Source organism: Flavobacterium sp. AC274, assembly GCF_979258275.1.
Genome location: NZ_OZ409852.1, coordinates 3,589,669 through 3,604,028 on the forward strand (window position 1 = coordinate 3,589,669; position 14,360 = coordinate 3,604,028).

The 14,360-nt window shown below is 33.5% G+C and carries 15 protein-coding genes and 1 pseudogene; 15 read left to right on the plus strand and 1 reads right to left on the minus strand.

Translation table 11 applies throughout. The features are described 5' to 3' along the window. Nucleotides 1-49 precede the first annotated feature (49 nt). From ACZZZT_RS16035 to ACZZZT_RS16050, 4 genes are all read left to right on the plus strand, one after another. On the plus strand, nucleotides 50-802 hold the full coding sequence (locus ACZZZT_RS16035; RefSeq protein ID WP_073394115.1) for an SDR family oxidoreductase: 753 nt from the start codon (nucleotides 50-52) through the stop codon (nucleotides 800-802). 13 nt (nucleotides 803-815) lie between these two features. Beyond that, nucleotides 816-1,211: a hypothetical protein gene (locus tag ACZZZT_RS16040; protein WP_463461114.1), complete on the plus strand. Its 396-nt coding sequence runs from the start codon at nucleotides 816-818 to the stop codon at nucleotides 1,209-1,211. 145 nt (nucleotides 1,212-1,356) lie between these two features. After that, on the plus strand, nucleotides 1,357-2,097 hold the full coding sequence (locus ACZZZT_RS16045) for an SDR family oxidoreductase (protein WP_463461115.1): 741 nt from the start codon (nucleotides 1,357-1,359) through the stop codon (nucleotides 2,095-2,097). Between the two features lie 47 nt (nucleotides 2,098-2,144). Next, a complete protein-coding gene (locus tag ACZZZT_RS16050) occupies nucleotides 2,145-2,615 on the plus strand; it encodes a DUF1097 domain-containing protein (protein WP_463461116.1) in 471 nt (156 codons plus the stop codon). A 288-nt stretch (nucleotides 2,616-2,903) separates the two neighbouring features. On the opposite strand, the pseudogene ACZZZT_RS16055 reads toward ACZZZT_RS16050, so the two are convergent. After that, nucleotides 2,904-3,206 (minus strand): annotated as a pseudogene (locus ACZZZT_RS16055) (DDE-type integrase/transposase/recombinase); the annotation flags it as partial. Nucleotides 3,207-3,667: 461 nt separating this feature from the next. Between ACZZZT_RS16055 and ACZZZT_RS16060 the strand changes: the two are divergent. The 11 genes from ACZZZT_RS16060 (at nucleotide 3,668) to ACZZZT_RS16110 (ending at nucleotide 14,275) form a co-directional block, all read left to right on the plus strand. Continuing rightward, complete coding sequence (locus ACZZZT_RS16060) at nucleotides 3,668-4,813, plus strand: helix-turn-helix domain-containing protein (protein WP_463461117.1); 1,146 nt, start codon at nucleotides 3,668-3,670, stop codon at nucleotides 4,811-4,813. 210 nt (nucleotides 4,814-5,023) lie between these two features. Continuing rightward, complete coding sequence (locus ACZZZT_RS16065; protein ID WP_463461118.1) at nucleotides 5,024-5,635, plus strand: hypothetical protein; 612 nt, start codon at nucleotides 5,024-5,026, stop codon at nucleotides 5,633-5,635. Nucleotides 5,636-5,682: 47 nt separating this feature from the next. After that, nucleotides 5,683-6,339, plus strand: a complete 657-nt coding sequence (locus ACZZZT_RS16070; protein WP_463461119.1) for a M23 family metallopeptidase — start codon at nucleotides 5,683-5,685, stop codon at nucleotides 6,337-6,339. A 298-nt stretch (nucleotides 6,340-6,637) separates the two neighbouring features. Further along, nucleotides 6,638-7,570, plus strand: a complete 933-nt coding sequence (locus ACZZZT_RS16075; RefSeq protein ID WP_463462449.1) for a helix-turn-helix domain-containing protein — start codon at nucleotides 6,638-6,640, stop codon at nucleotides 7,568-7,570. Between the two features lie 139 nt (nucleotides 7,571-7,709). Continuing rightward, nucleotides 7,710-8,288 (plus strand): alpha/beta fold hydrolase, encoded by a 579-nt coding sequence (locus ACZZZT_RS16080; RefSeq protein WP_463461120.1) that lies wholly within the window; start codon nucleotides 7,710-7,712, stop codon nucleotides 8,286-8,288. A 76-nt stretch (nucleotides 8,289-8,364) separates the two neighbouring features. Beyond that, nucleotides 8,365-8,595 carry a hypothetical protein gene (locus ACZZZT_RS16085; RefSeq protein WP_463461121.1) on the plus strand — a complete coding sequence of 77 codons (231 nt, stop codon included), beginning with the start codon at nucleotides 8,365-8,367 and terminating at the stop codon, nucleotides 8,593-8,595. Nucleotides 8,596-9,067: 472 nt separating this feature from the next. Beyond that, nucleotides 9,068-9,829, plus strand: coding sequence for a phosphatase PAP2 family protein (locus ACZZZT_RS16090; protein ID WP_463461122.1), 762 nt, complete (start codon nucleotides 9,068-9,070; stop codon nucleotides 9,827-9,829). Nucleotides 9,830-9,897: 68 nt separating this feature from the next. Then, a complete protein-coding gene (locus tag ACZZZT_RS16095) occupies nucleotides 9,898-10,578 on the plus strand; it encodes a response regulator transcription factor (protein ID WP_042567096.1) in 681 nt (226 codons plus the stop codon). Beyond that, entirely contained in the window at nucleotides 10,568-11,833 is a 1,266-nt protein-coding gene (locus ACZZZT_RS16100; RefSeq protein ID WP_463461123.1) for a sensor histidine kinase, read from the plus strand. The genes ACZZZT_RS16095 and ACZZZT_RS16100 overlap by 11 nt, the downstream gene beginning before the upstream one ends. 62 nt (nucleotides 11,834-11,895) lie before the next feature. After that, nucleotides 11,896-13,368 (plus strand): TonB-dependent receptor, encoded by a 1,473-nt coding sequence (locus tag ACZZZT_RS16105; RefSeq protein WP_463461124.1) that lies wholly within the window; start codon nucleotides 11,896-11,898, stop codon nucleotides 13,366-13,368. After that, the gene (locus ACZZZT_RS16110) at nucleotides 13,262-14,275 is read left to right on the plus strand and encodes an outer membrane beta-barrel family protein (RefSeq protein WP_463461125.1); all 1,014 of its coding nucleotides are present in this window, start codon (nucleotides 13,262-13,264) and stop codon (nucleotides 14,273-14,275) included. The genes ACZZZT_RS16105 and ACZZZT_RS16110 overlap by 107 nt, the downstream gene beginning before the upstream one ends. Nucleotides 14,276-14,360 lie beyond the last annotated feature (85 nt).

A 14,360-nucleotide genomic window follows, 5' to 3' on the forward strand; every position in this document is an offset into this window, starting at 1 on the left:
TCCTGTCAAATTAAAACAACATTTTAAAATCATTTAAAAAATTAAAATCATGAAAAAATTAAACAACAAAGTAGCGGTAATTACAGGTTCGGTTAGAGGATTAGGAAAAGCAATTGCAGAAAGATATGCAGCAATGGGTGCAGACATCGTAATTAATTATTCCAAAGACAAAACTTCGGCAGATGCGGTTTTAAGTACTATTAAAGCAATGGGGGTAAAAGCAATCGCTGTTCAGGCTGATGTGAGCAAAGTGGCCGATTTGGAAAGATTGTTTGCAGAGGCAAAAGCAGCATTTGGAAAAATTGATATTGTAGTAGCCAATGCAGGAATCGAAATGGTAGAAGTTCCTGTTACTGAATTCACAGAAGAACAATTTGATAAAGTATTTTCTATTAATACCAAAGGAACTTATTTTACGCTTCAGCAGGCTGCGAAACATGTTGAAGATAACGGCAGAATTATTTACATCGCTTCGAGTACTACTTCTTTCCCTGTTCCCGGAATGGCTGTTTACGGAGGAAGTAAAACTACACCAAGATATTTAGTCGATATTTTATCTAAGGAAATAGGACACAGAGGTGTAACCGTGAATTCAATTATCCCATTTGCTGTAGATCACTCTGGAATATTTGCAGAAGCAGACAGCTATCCGGAACTAAGAAAACAGCTGTTAGACAGCTGCCCGATGAGACGATTGGCAGAAGTGGAAGATGTAGCAAATGTGGCTGAATTTTTTGCAAGTGATTTATCTTCTTTTGTAAGCGGACAACACTTATTGGTAAATGGTGGGGCTACAAACTAAAATCAAACCGTCTATGAAAACATTAATAATGGGGCTGCTTTTTACTTGCCTCACCTGCGGGCATGCCTCAAATAAATTAGAGAAAGTGAATTTAGATAAAATAAAAAATCAAACGGTAAAAAAAGCCATTGAGGCTTTGCAAAATGCCGATGAAATTACATGGTTTTCATTATTTACTGAAGATGCCCAACTGTATGATGATGGGAATAAAAAGAATTTTAAAAGTTTTTTTGGAAGAGCATTAGGACATGAACAATTTACTTCGATCGACAAAACAGAGAATAATTCACTTGACATTTACGGAAAATTTCATAGTGATGTGTGGGGTAATTTTAAAACTTATTTCAAATTTCAAATCAATAAAGAGGGAAAAATTACAAGACTAGATATAGGACAGGCAAATTATTAAGGTTTTCTTTTTTTAGAATAAACCGTAGAAGCAATCTTTAAAATGTATACGCAATCCTTTAGGATTTGCATTTTTAAAAATAAAAGAATAGCAATCTTTGTATCAACAGATTAAAACAACAAATAATAAATTAAAAAAGATAATTATGAAAAATTTAAACAACAAAGTAATTCTGGTAACAGGAGCTTCCAGAGGAATTGGTGCAGCAGTAGCTAAAAATTTAGCCGAAAGAGGCGCAAAAATTATCGTTAATTATTCCGGCAGCCTGCAAGCTGCAGAAGAAACTGTGAATGCAATTAAAAATGCCGGAGGCGATGCTATTGCTGTTCAGGCAGACGTTAGTAAATCAAACGAAGTAAAAGCAATGTTTGACTTAGCCATTTCTCATTACGGTAAAATTGATGTATTGGTAAACAATGCCGGTATTATGATTACAAAATTGGTAAAAGACACAACAGACGAAGATTTTACAAGACAATTTGATATCAATGTAAGAGGAACTTTCAACACCCTTAGAGAAGCTGCCACAAGATTGGCGGATAATGGAAGTATTATCAATTTTTCTACTTCTGTAAATAGAATCATGTTGCCTACATACAGCACTTATGTCGCTACAAAAGCTGCTGTAGAACAATTAACCCGAGTAATGGCTAAAGAAGTTGGCGCAAGAGGAATCAACATTAACTCTATCTCTCCCGGTCCAACAAATACAGAGCTCTTTACAAACGGAAAACCACAGGAAGTTATAGATAGATTGGCCTCACTTTCTGCTTTTAATCGCCTTGGAGAACCGGAAGATATTGCACAGACAGTTGCTTTTTTAGCCAGCGACGATGCTAAATGGATTACAGCTCAAAACATTGGAGTTAATGGCGGAATGGCATAACTCCCAGACATACTAATTAGTTTAATCAATTAAAAATATAAATACTCATGAAAACTTTTCAGACCGCCATCATTTTTGGCCTTTTTGGAGCAGTTGCTGTTTCCATATCGTTCGCGGCACAATGGCCAACTTGGGTTATGTTTATTGCCTGGGTGAGTTATTACATTTTTGGCAGAAATATCAAAAACTCAACCTTTGCTTTTATTCAAATTATTTTAGGAATTGTAATGGGCGCTATGATCCAATTAACCGGAATGTTTTTTGGTGGCTATCTTGGTGCATTTGGCCTGCCTTTATCCATATTTATTTTCATTGGTTCATTGGCATACATTTCAAAAATAAAAAGCTTAAGTACTATCCCTGCCTGGTTTCTTGGACTTATCGTGTTTTTTGGTATTCACCCTAAAATTGAACTTTTGCCACTTTTAGAATTAGCAGTACCACTAATCTTTGGATTCATATTTGCCCTTCTAAATGATACTGCTGTACATAAAATTCAATCTGCTTCTGAACATTAAGTAAGATCTTTATTTCTTATTCAATTATAATACTCGATGAGTAAAAGATGGCGTCAACCAAAGAAAAATGACGCCATCTTTTTTTATAAAAATCAGTAGAATTGACCATTTATTGTTAACATCAAATGACAGAATTAATTTTTAAAGCATAGTTTTACAAAATTTGATGTATGATATATTATTGGGGTTCTGTCGCATCTGTCAGAATCAAATATAAGAATTTAAGTAATTTAAAATTTAGCCCGAAAATTTGTAGATTGATTTAAACATAGATATCCCTGGTTTGACCATCTGATTCTTTATAAGCATATGCATAACTTCAATTCCACTCAATGTTTGTCTGGCCGATTCAAAGCTTTTAAAGCCTAACCCGTTTTGTATTCTCCATTTTTCAAATCCATGGTCCTGTTCTACAATATTGTTGAAATATTTACACCGTCGAATTTTAATCTTTGAAAACGAACGCTTGTTATAGACTTTGATCGCTGACAATTGGCTCCATTTTTTTACCCCTTCTACTAAATACGATAACTTTGAATTATTTTTTGCCTTTATTTCTTTCTCTAAAATAATACTAAGAGTCAACTGCATCAGTGTATATATTTATATGAAAAATAACACAAATAGTTGATTTATCGTTCGATAACTTAACAGGATTCGAACACTAAGAATGAAGAGAAACTATGACTTTATAATATCCTATTTTTTCTAGTTACTGTTCAATTTCAGAAAATGAAATCTCATTTTTAAATGATTTAATATTTCATAATTATTTGAATTTCCTGCTCTCATTTTTAAAATATAATGGTTGCTCGATTGAATCAAAAAATTGGTTTTTCCATAACTAAAATAATTAAAGAATCGCGACTTCATAATTTGTAATTCTGGATCTTATTAATTGTTTTTTTATTTAGTTTTAATTGTATTTCCTTTAACATAAAATGAAATGAATTAAGTATAGTTTCGTGAAATAAAATGTAGGCAATAGACTAAAAATAATTTTGTACTGGAAGCATTATGGCATCAGTATATTTAAACAACAGCTATATAGATTGATCTTTACAATATTTTTTAACACAGCAATTTTTCAAGGAATAGTTTTAGGAGCAATAATCTTAAAATCACCATTATTCAAAAGCAAAGCCAATAAATATTTGGCTTATGCAATATTTACGCTTTCTATTCTTATTGCTAACCTCGTCTTTGAAATAATTGATCTTTACAGCAGTATACCTTTCCTGCATTTTCTTGATGATGTCGAATGGGCATTTCTCTTTCCCGTTTTAATTTTTATGTTTGTTATACATCAGTTGAATCATCCCATCAGAAATTCAAAAAAGATTCGATGGTTGTATGCACCGTTTCTATATTCAGCCATTACAAATGTTTTTTATGACTGCGATGCTGTAGCGCATATTTTTACAATTCCGCATTTTCTTAAAAGCATTTTAGAAACTATTGGAAGTTTTGATTTTTATCTTGTTCTGGTATTTATGCCCTTTATGGCTGTTTATACCTTCGGATTTATTAAATTTTCAAAAGATAAACAGGAAAAGAAATGGATCACTTTTTTATGGTTTTTGGTTTATGTATTAATGCTTTCCTGGATGGTGGCTATTCTGACAGGCTTGCTTTTTGAATATGATCTTTCGTATGTTATGCAGATTCTGGCATTGTTTGCTACATTTTTAATTCATTGCACAGCTTATTATGGTGTGTTTAGATACAGGCTGGCCGACAATAAAGCAGGAATAGAAGAACTGTTAAATAAAAAGACTTTGTCAGAAGATGAAATATCTGTCGAAGAAGTAATCCTTAAAAAAGGAAATGATACAAATGGTTTAGATCTCTTTACAAAAGAAAACCCTTATTTTAAGAGGCTGGAAATACTTTGCGAAGAGCATCAAATTTATAAAGATAGCAATCTAAACAGAGAAAAAGTAGCAGAACAGCTCGGAATAAGTGCAGGATATGTTTCGCAACTCATTAATATGATTACGGGAGATAACTTTGCAAATTATATAAATAACTATCGGGTCGAAGCCGTGAAAGAAATGATTCTGGATTCAGACTATGAAAACTACAGCTTACTGGCAATAGGATTAGAATCTGGATTCACTTCGAAGACAACATTTCACAATGCCTTCAAAAAATCTACAGGTATGACACCAAACAGTTTTCGGAATACCAATAAATAAGTTCGGATTTCTCCAGTCTTAATATATTTGGACTTTATCGGTTTTTATTTCATTTAGGTTTGCCATCATAATCAACTTAATCATTGCAATTTATATGAAATTAAATCGACTCATTTTTACGACTGCGATTTTGTCTGCAGTCTCGGTCCAAGCACAAACTACCGAAAAAAGAACCAGCTGGAATTTTCGACAGGCTATAATTTTGGCTATTTGAAAAACCTCGAGTTTGCGCCAGTGTCAATGTATGAGTATGAAGGCTCGGTGTATAAATTAAATTATACACATACTAGTAAAAAAGAAAATCTATTTGAAATTAAGGTGGATTATCTTTCATCTGAACTAAAAACCGATAAACTTTCCAATCTCAATAATGATTTTGCGAAAGTCGGGTTGGGTTTTTCTTATCTCAAAAAGATTTATGATAAAGATCGATTTGTTATATATGGAGGACTTCAATCACAGACCAATACTTCTATTTATAGCAATCCAAACACTTCTTCTTTTAATAATGAGGATTATTATACGCTACATCAGGAATTTGGAATAACGGGTAGATTTAGATACCAATCTAGTGAAAAACAATATTTATCATCAAAATTAACTCTTCCTGTAGTGTTACTTAGAGTTACCAACGCAGAAGGTAAGTTTTATACCATAGACAACTATCAAAGTGTTTTATGGGAATTGGAGTATGGTTATAAGCTTTCTAATCATTTTGATGTAAAAGCAGTCTATAATTTTAATTATGCGAGGCTTCAGGTGCCAAGTGCATACAGAGAACTGCAGCATCAATTTAATCTGGGTATTAACTATAAATTTTAATTATGAAACAAATCAAATCTTTGGGATGCTTTTTTGCAATTATCTTTATGGTTTTATTTACCTCCTGTGCAGACATGCTTATGGGTGATGAAGGAAAATACGATGAAGACATCTATTTAAATTACAAGACAAAAACAGTATTAGAATTGCCTTTTGAAGACGACTGGTATATAGTCGCAGGAGGGAAATCTCTAGAATTAAATCATCATTTTATGCCTAACCGGCACCAGAGATATGCACTGGACATTGTTCATATAATAAACAGAAGAGGGAATACAGGAGACGGAACCAAAAATGAAGATTATTATTGTTTTGGGAAACGTTTGAATGCGCCTGGAGACGGAAAGATAATAGCGATGGAAAACGCAATTGAGGATAATGTTCCCGGAATTAAAAACAGTAAGCAATCGTTAGGGAATTATATTATTATTAATCATTTGAATGGGGAGTTTTCCTTTATGCTTCATTTAAAAAAGAATTCTATAATAGTAGCGGTCGGAGATACGGTAGAGAGAGGTCAGCAGGTTGGTCTGGCTGGAAACAGCGGTTATTCTACAGGGCCGCATCTGCATTATCATCTGCAGACAACTTCATCTCTTACAACTGGTGTTGGTCTCCCTATGCAATTTCAAAACTACTATGCCGACGATGTTTTTACAGAGAGAGGAGAGCCAATTACTTCCCAGATAGTGAGGAAAAATTAAAAAATGATAATTTTAGAATCTGCATTTATTTAGTAATTTTATCCTTTTTAGAAAAACAATCGAAACCTATACTAGGCTAAAAAATGCTTTATATGGACCAACTAATGAGCTTTTTTGTTGCAGGAACTACTTTACTGCTGGCATTTTTAATCTTTGCAAATATCAATCAGACAAACAGTAAAGTTAATCGATGGTTTGTTTTTTTATTTTATGCATTTTCCTTATTCAGTTTAATGATCTGTTAGAAAAAACGGAGTTTCTAAAAATAAGAAGGATTACAAATGATTTCTTGGGCATAGTGGATTTTATCGTAGCTCCGGTTTTCTATTTTAGTGTAATTTATTTTATTACGCCTAATAGAAAATGGCAAATAAGAGATCTTTTTCATTTTGTATTTGCTTTTATAATTTTAGTACTGCTTTCAATTTCGCTCCTAATAGAGATAAAAGATCCTCCTAGAGCAGAGGATAAAGAAAATGCCGCTATAATTATTACTGTTTTTAATTTAGTCTTCTCTTGTCAAGTTGCTGCTTATTGTATTGCTGCTTATAGAGAAATCACAGTTTATCAAAAGAATTTACTTCTGTACACTTCAAACACATCGGAAACCAATTTAAAATGGCTACAAAAAGTAGTAGTTTGTGTATTAATCATAACTGGGGTGTGGTTAATTGATAATGTTTTTAAACTAGCAAAAATCTATGCTTTTTTTGACATTATCGCTAGTGCTATCTATCTTTTCGGGATTTTTTATATTTCCTATTTTTCTTTAAAACAAAAAAAATATTATCCACTTAATAAACAGGAAAAAGAGCAAATCGACACCATTATTTCTGAGAGTTCTGGCTTAGAAGGCAAACCCAAAAAACTGATCTCTGATAAGGATTTACAAGAAATAAAATCTGCTCTAATTCACATAATGGACAATGAAAAACCTTTTTTGAATCCTGAATTGAGTTTATTTAAATTAGCTTCTCAATTGGATATTTCATCTCATCTGCTTTCTTATGTCATCAATAATGGCTGTGACGAAAATTTTTATCAATTTATCAATAGGTACAGAATCGAAGAAGCAAAAAAAATGATTCAGGATCCCGGTATGCAGTATTTAAGTTTAATGGGAATTGCTTTTGAAGTTGGATTCAATTCTAAAACGGTCTTTAATACTACTTTTAAGAAAAGTACCAATCAGACCCCGTCTGAATTTAAAAAATCTAACCTTTTAATATAAACTCTTTTACACTATTATTATTTTTTTTCTGTGTTAGTGGCTTTGCAGCTTATTTTAAATAGGTTCTGATTCATAAATCAGAACCTATAATGGCTAAATTATAGCAATATTTGTGTTCTATTTACTAAAAAATACACACATGATTTTTACAAAAGCATCCCGGAAATTAAATCCAAACAAAACCACAAACGTTACATTATTATGTACTTTTATACTCACTATTTCTGCTCTTATTTTTACTTCTTGTTCCGATGATGATAAAAATAGTACTGCCGAATATCCGGGAACTACAGTGAATTTAGGAACTCATAAACTCATGGCCTATACAGTAGCTAAAAACTCAAAATATCTGGTTGTTTTTGAATCCGGGCATGGTAATGATCACACGTCCTGGTACAGCAGCGGAAAATCTTCTGAGATTTTATCTATCGCTGATTTTTTAGATTCTGACGTTTTACTATACGATAGAGCCGGTTATGGGAAATCAGAATTCAATACTGAGCCCAGAGATATTAATAAATTAAGAAGTGAGCTTGAAACAGTTATTGATCAATTTGCAAAAGGCAGAAAAGTAGTACTTGTAGGTCATTCACTAGGAGGAATGATTATTAGAGATTATGCAATAAAAAATCCTGCAAAAGTTGCAGGATTATTATTCGTTGATTCTTCTCACGAAAAAAAATCATATTTCGCAAGACGAACTAAATACATTTTATAATAATTATAAAATTACTTATGGCGCAAATTCAGGCATAGCACTTGAAACTCTGCAATTAATTGAAGATTTTAAATATATGGAAGTTTTGCCTAATTTACCTGATGTTCCAACCATTATACTGACAAGTATGAAAATTGATGCCCAAAATGATGCCGCATCAAAACAACAATGGTATGATGCCCACCAATCTCTAAAGGCCGGAGTAACTGATTTTACACATATTACCACAGTAAATTCTGGGCATTTTATCCAACTTGACGAGCCTAAACTAGTTTTAGAGAATATTAAACTATTGTTACTTAAATAATTTCTCGCATTACTGGAGTTGCCTCAAATTTTACCACAAAACATAAAGGCGATTTTTAAAGATATCTCAGTCATATAAGCTTTATTGCAGAATCGTGGCACTAGGGGATTTTAAAAACAGAAAACACAATAAATCAATAACTGTCAAATTGAGTTCGAAGCATGAAGCGATCTTATGAGTTTTATCAATCCCCAATGGGACATCCAAAATAAAATCATAATTTCTTCGTAAAAAATGAAACTTCAATTTGCCAAAATCTCTACGATTGCGGTTAGAGACTATTGGCAGTACTTTAATTCTGATCTTTTCTTTTTAATGTTTTCGGGTAAATATTATACTTATTTAATGAAATAATCTTACGTGTAATATTATAATTAAATTTCTACCTTATATTTTGGTATTGACTTAAAAATAATAATACCTTTAATAAAGACTGATCAATGTATATTAGCAACAACAAACCAATCATTTGATGAGAAAAATAATTATCCTTGTTATTTTACAGTTTTTATCCTACTCTACTTTAGGGCAAAATGCCTCTCCAATGGATTCTATAATAAATGATACCGTTAAAAATATCAGGTTTAATTACAAACAGCTTATCATTCCGGGAGTTTTAATAGGATATGGTTTTTGGGGAGCTGAAAGCGGCCAGATAAAAAGTTTCAACTTTCAAATCCGTGACGAATTTACAGAGGACATTGATCAAAAGGTTACAATAGATGATTTTTCAAGATATGTTCCTGCTGTTTCTGTTTATGCGCTTAATGCGTTTGGGGTCAAGGGAAAAAATAATATGCGGGACCGATCTGTAATTCTGGCGACTTCAACTATTATAACCGTGGGAACTGTTTTTGCTTTGAAGTCGATTACTAATGTAGAACGCCCGGATGGATCTTCCAACAATTCATTTCCTTCTGGCCATACTGCTATCGCTTTTGCGGGCGCTGAATTTTTATATCAGGAATATAAAGACAAATCCATATGGTACGGCGTGGCGGGGTATGCGGTGGCTGCAGGTACTGGAATATTTAGAATGTACAACAACAGGCACTGGCTTACAGATGTAGCCGCAGGTGCAGGAATTGGAATTCTGAGTACCAAAATTGCCTACTGGATGAATCCCTATATTTCAAGAAAATTATTTCATGGTGAACAAAATAAATCGACATCTTTTATAGCCCCTTCATACGATGGTAAGAATTTTACAATCTGCTATTTTAAAACATTTTAGGATTATTAAATTTTAATTAAGAACCCTTTTATTCAGTTTTTCTTCAGAATTCATTTGTAAATTGCAGCATGAAAATTTTGATTATTGAAGATGAGCGCGAAATTGCGCAAAGCATCAAAGACTACTTTAAAACAAACGGCATTCAATGCGAAACCGCCGAAAACTATAATTTGGCACTCACCAAAATAGACAGTTATGATTATGACTGTATCTTATTGGATCTTATGCTGCCGGATGGTGATGGATTTGATATTTTAAAAGAGTTAAAAGCTAAAAATAAAACCGAAGGCGTAATTATTATCTCAGCAAAAGAAAACCTTGAAACGCGTTTGGAGGGATTTAATCTGGGCGCTGACGATTATTTGACTAAACCTTTTCATCTGGCTGAATTATTGGTTCGCATGCAGGCGCTTATACGTCGTAAAAATTTTAAAGGAAGTAATAGTGTTGTCTTTAATGAAATTGCGGTCGATATTTTCTCCAAAACAGTAGCTGTAAATGATATAAAACTGGATCTTACCAAAAAAGAATTAGATTTACTTTTGTTTTTAATTGGCAACGAAAATAAAGTATTATCAAAATCTGCCATTGCAGAACATCTTTCCGGTGATATGGCAGATATGCTGGACAATCATGATTTTATATATGCCCATATCAAAAATCTTAAAAAGAAACTAACTCAGGCCGGCAGCGGAGATTATATAAAAACAGTATACGGCTTAGGATACAAATGGGAAAATGAGCAATAAAAAACTACTTCTTAAAACAACCAACAGTTTTCTTATTTATGCTGTTGTTATACTTTTAATAGCAGCACCGGTATTTTATTATACCTGCCAATGGCTCTACATTTATGAAACAGATGAAGTACTGCTTTTTCATAAAGGGGCTTTTGTAAATGAGAGCCATAGCAATTATAAAGCTGCTGACATTGCGGCATGGAACAAATACAATCACAATGTTACTATTGTGCCCGATATGGGCGTAACCAAAGATTCCATCGTTGGTGAGATGATTTTTGAAGCCATAGCCAATGAAAAAGAGCCTTTTCGCATACTTTATGCCCCGGTAGAAATAAACGGAAAAAAGTATACTTATATAGAAAAGCGTAATCTGGTAGAAATGGAAGGAATGGTCATTAGCGTTGCGTTCATGTTCCTTTTTATCATCATTATCCTGCTGACAGGGATTATCTGGATATCCAAAAAATCGGCTGCACAAATCTGGAAACCTTTCTATAATACACTGAGCCAGATTGAGGAGTTTGAAATTGATAAAAACAATTCGCCACAATTTATTGCAACAGATATTGATGAATTTGACAGGCTTAATAAAAGTCTGGAGCGCTTAATAGAAAAAAACATTATTATTTATAAAAGTCAAAGAGAATTTGTAGAAAATGCAGCTCATGAACTTCAGACCCCTTTAGCTTTATTTCAGACTAAAATTGACACGCTGCAGCAATTGGACTTAACCCGCGAACAATCTGAGTTGGTGGGATCTCTCAATAAAGATGTTTCAAGACTGAACAGACTCAATAAAAACCTGCTCTTACTTTCTAAAATTGATAATGAAAGTTATCTGGAACAGGATACTATTGTTCTCAACGAATATATTGATAAACACCTCGACTTTTTTATCGAACAGGCACAATCCAAGAGTATAAAAATCAATACACATTTTATAAATATCATTACAACAAAAGGAAATGCGGCACTTACAGAAGTGCTGCTTAATAATTTATTCCTGAATGCCATTCGTCACAATGTGAAAAATGGTGTAATAGATATTATAATAGAGAATAACTCGCTTAAATTTGTAAATACTGGTCAGGAAACACCGCTGGGAGCGCAGAGTATCTTTAACCGTTTTTCAAAAGTAAATCCGTCATCTCAGGGAAATGGGCTGGGACTGGCAATTATCAAAAAAATCTGCGAAATTAACCATTGGGATATCCGTTATTCTTTTACTGAAAATCTGCATATTTTTGAGGTGATTTTCTAAAAATTCAAACTTCCTACAGAATCACTTTTGAGCTTTGTACTATTCTTTTTTTAATAGTACAAATGAAATCAAAAACACTACTGCTCTTCTCTTTTCTGCTAATAGCCGTAATGCAATTATCTGCCCAGAAAAAAACAGTAATTCTTTCGGGAATTCTTACCAATAGTAAATCCAAAGTTGCAATACCGTATGCCAATGTTGTTTTAAAATCTTCAAAAGATTCTAAAATTTTCTTCGGAACCGTTAGCGGCGAAGATGGACGCTTTACCATAACAGGAGTAAATTCAGGAAATTTTACGCTGGAAGTAACTTCAATTAGTTTTAAAACAAAATCAAAGTCCGTATTTGTTGGCAGTCTTTCTGATTATCTGGATCTTGGAACTGTCGAACTTGAAGAAGACATCAATACTTTATCTGAAGTAATGGTAAGCTCCAACATGCAAAAAAATCCTGTTACAATGGATAAAAAAGTGTTTGCAGTCGCTGATAATATTACGCAAAGCGGAGGTTCAGTTTTGCAGTCGATGCAGAGTTTGCCCGGTGTTACGGTTCAGAATGGTAAAGTTCAGTTAAGAGGAAATGATAAAGTCACCATCTTAATTGACGGGAAGCAAACTGCGCTAACAGGATTTGGAAACCAGTCAGGACTGGATAATATTCCCGCTTCTGCCATCGAAAAAATTGAAATAATTAATAATCCTTCTTCTAAATATGATGCAAACGGAAATGCCGGAATCATCAATATCATTTATAAAAAAAATAAACAGGAAGGCTTAAATGGTAAAATTGGAATCAGTTCGGGTTATGGCGCATTATGGGAGCGTCAGGCGAATCTTCCCACCATTCGCAATCAATATCACATGACGCCAAAAATCAATCCGAGCCTCTCTTTAAATTACAGAAAAAACAAAGTAAACACTTATTTACAAGCCGATTACCTATATACCGAAACCCTAAACAAAAATGAATTTGTAACCAGAACCTATGATGATGGCACCATAATTAACCAGCAAACCAAACGAAATCGCGACACGCATTTTACGACTATTAAAACCGGAATCGACTGGAATTATAATGACAAAAACACTTTTTCATTTTCCGGATTATTTGGAAGCGAAAAAATTATCGATCACGGAGATGAGCCTTTTTTTAACCAAGATTATTCTCAGCGTTTGCGCTTATGGCAATTTTTAGAAGATGAGCTTAAGACAACCGTGATGGCAAGCGCTTCTTACCAGCATAAATTTAGACAAGCTGGGCGAAAATTAAATGCGGGAATTAATTACACGTACCATCAGGAAGATGAAAAATATTTCTTTGATAATATTCTGCCAGCTTCTACAGGACAAGATGCCTTTAAATTACTTTCAGATGAAAAAGTAATCGATCTGAATTTAGATTATGTTCAGCCTTTAAAATACGGTCGTTTTGAAACGGGAATTAAATTTAGAAATCGGGAAATTCCAACCAACATGCAGTTTTTCCAGGCGAAAACTCCCTATCGATGCCAATGCAGGTGGCTGGGCCACTTATAAAGAAATCATTCCTGCTGTTTATGGAAACTATATTTATGAAACAGAAAGAATTGAAGCTGAGTTGGGACTGCGTTATGAATATGTACAGCTAAAGTATGAGGTAAACCCCAATCACCCTACTTATAAAAGTGACGGTTATAATTATACAGAACCTTTTCCGAGTGTTAAGCTTGCTTACAAAATAGATGATAAAAATAAATTTACCGCTTTTTACAACCGCCGTGTTGACAGGCCTAATGAAGTCGATATTCGTATTTTTCCTAAATACGATGATGCTGAAATTATTAAAGTAGGAAATCCTGCCCTTCGTCCGCAGTACACAAGTGCTTTTGAAGTGGGGTATAAAACCGATTTTAAGAAGGGCTATTTTTTAGGTTCTCTCTATTACAGAGTTGTAAACGGTACAATTACCCGAATTGCAACAACGGTTCCCGGCAGTCCTATCATTTATAATGTGTTTCAGAATGCCATGGAAAGTTCTTCTTTTGGCATTGAGCTTGTTTACGCAAAAGAACTCACTTCTTGGTATTCTTTTAATCTGAATGGAAATTTATATAAAAATACAATAGACGCTTTTACGATTACCAATTTATATCCAGTTGCGTCAACTTATAGCGGAAGTCTTCAGGAAGCAACTTCGGGAAATGTAAAATGGAATAATACTTTTCAATTTAACAAAACACTTTCCGTACAGGTTGCTATGGTTTATCTGGCACCGGACATTATTCCACAGGGAAAAATTGACTCTCGCTTTTCTACAGATCTCGGCGTAAAAAAGACTGTGCAGAAAGGAAAAGGCGAAGTATTCATAAATGCCACCGATATCTTCAATACACTGGTAATAAAAAGGAAATTCAGGGTGAAGGTTTCCGCTACACCAGCAAGGATTACTATGAGACACAAGTAGTTCGCTTTGGCTACAGCTATAAATTCTGATTTCCCAATAAAAACCAAAATTCAAAATAAATTCAGAATTGGATTATAAAATTTGC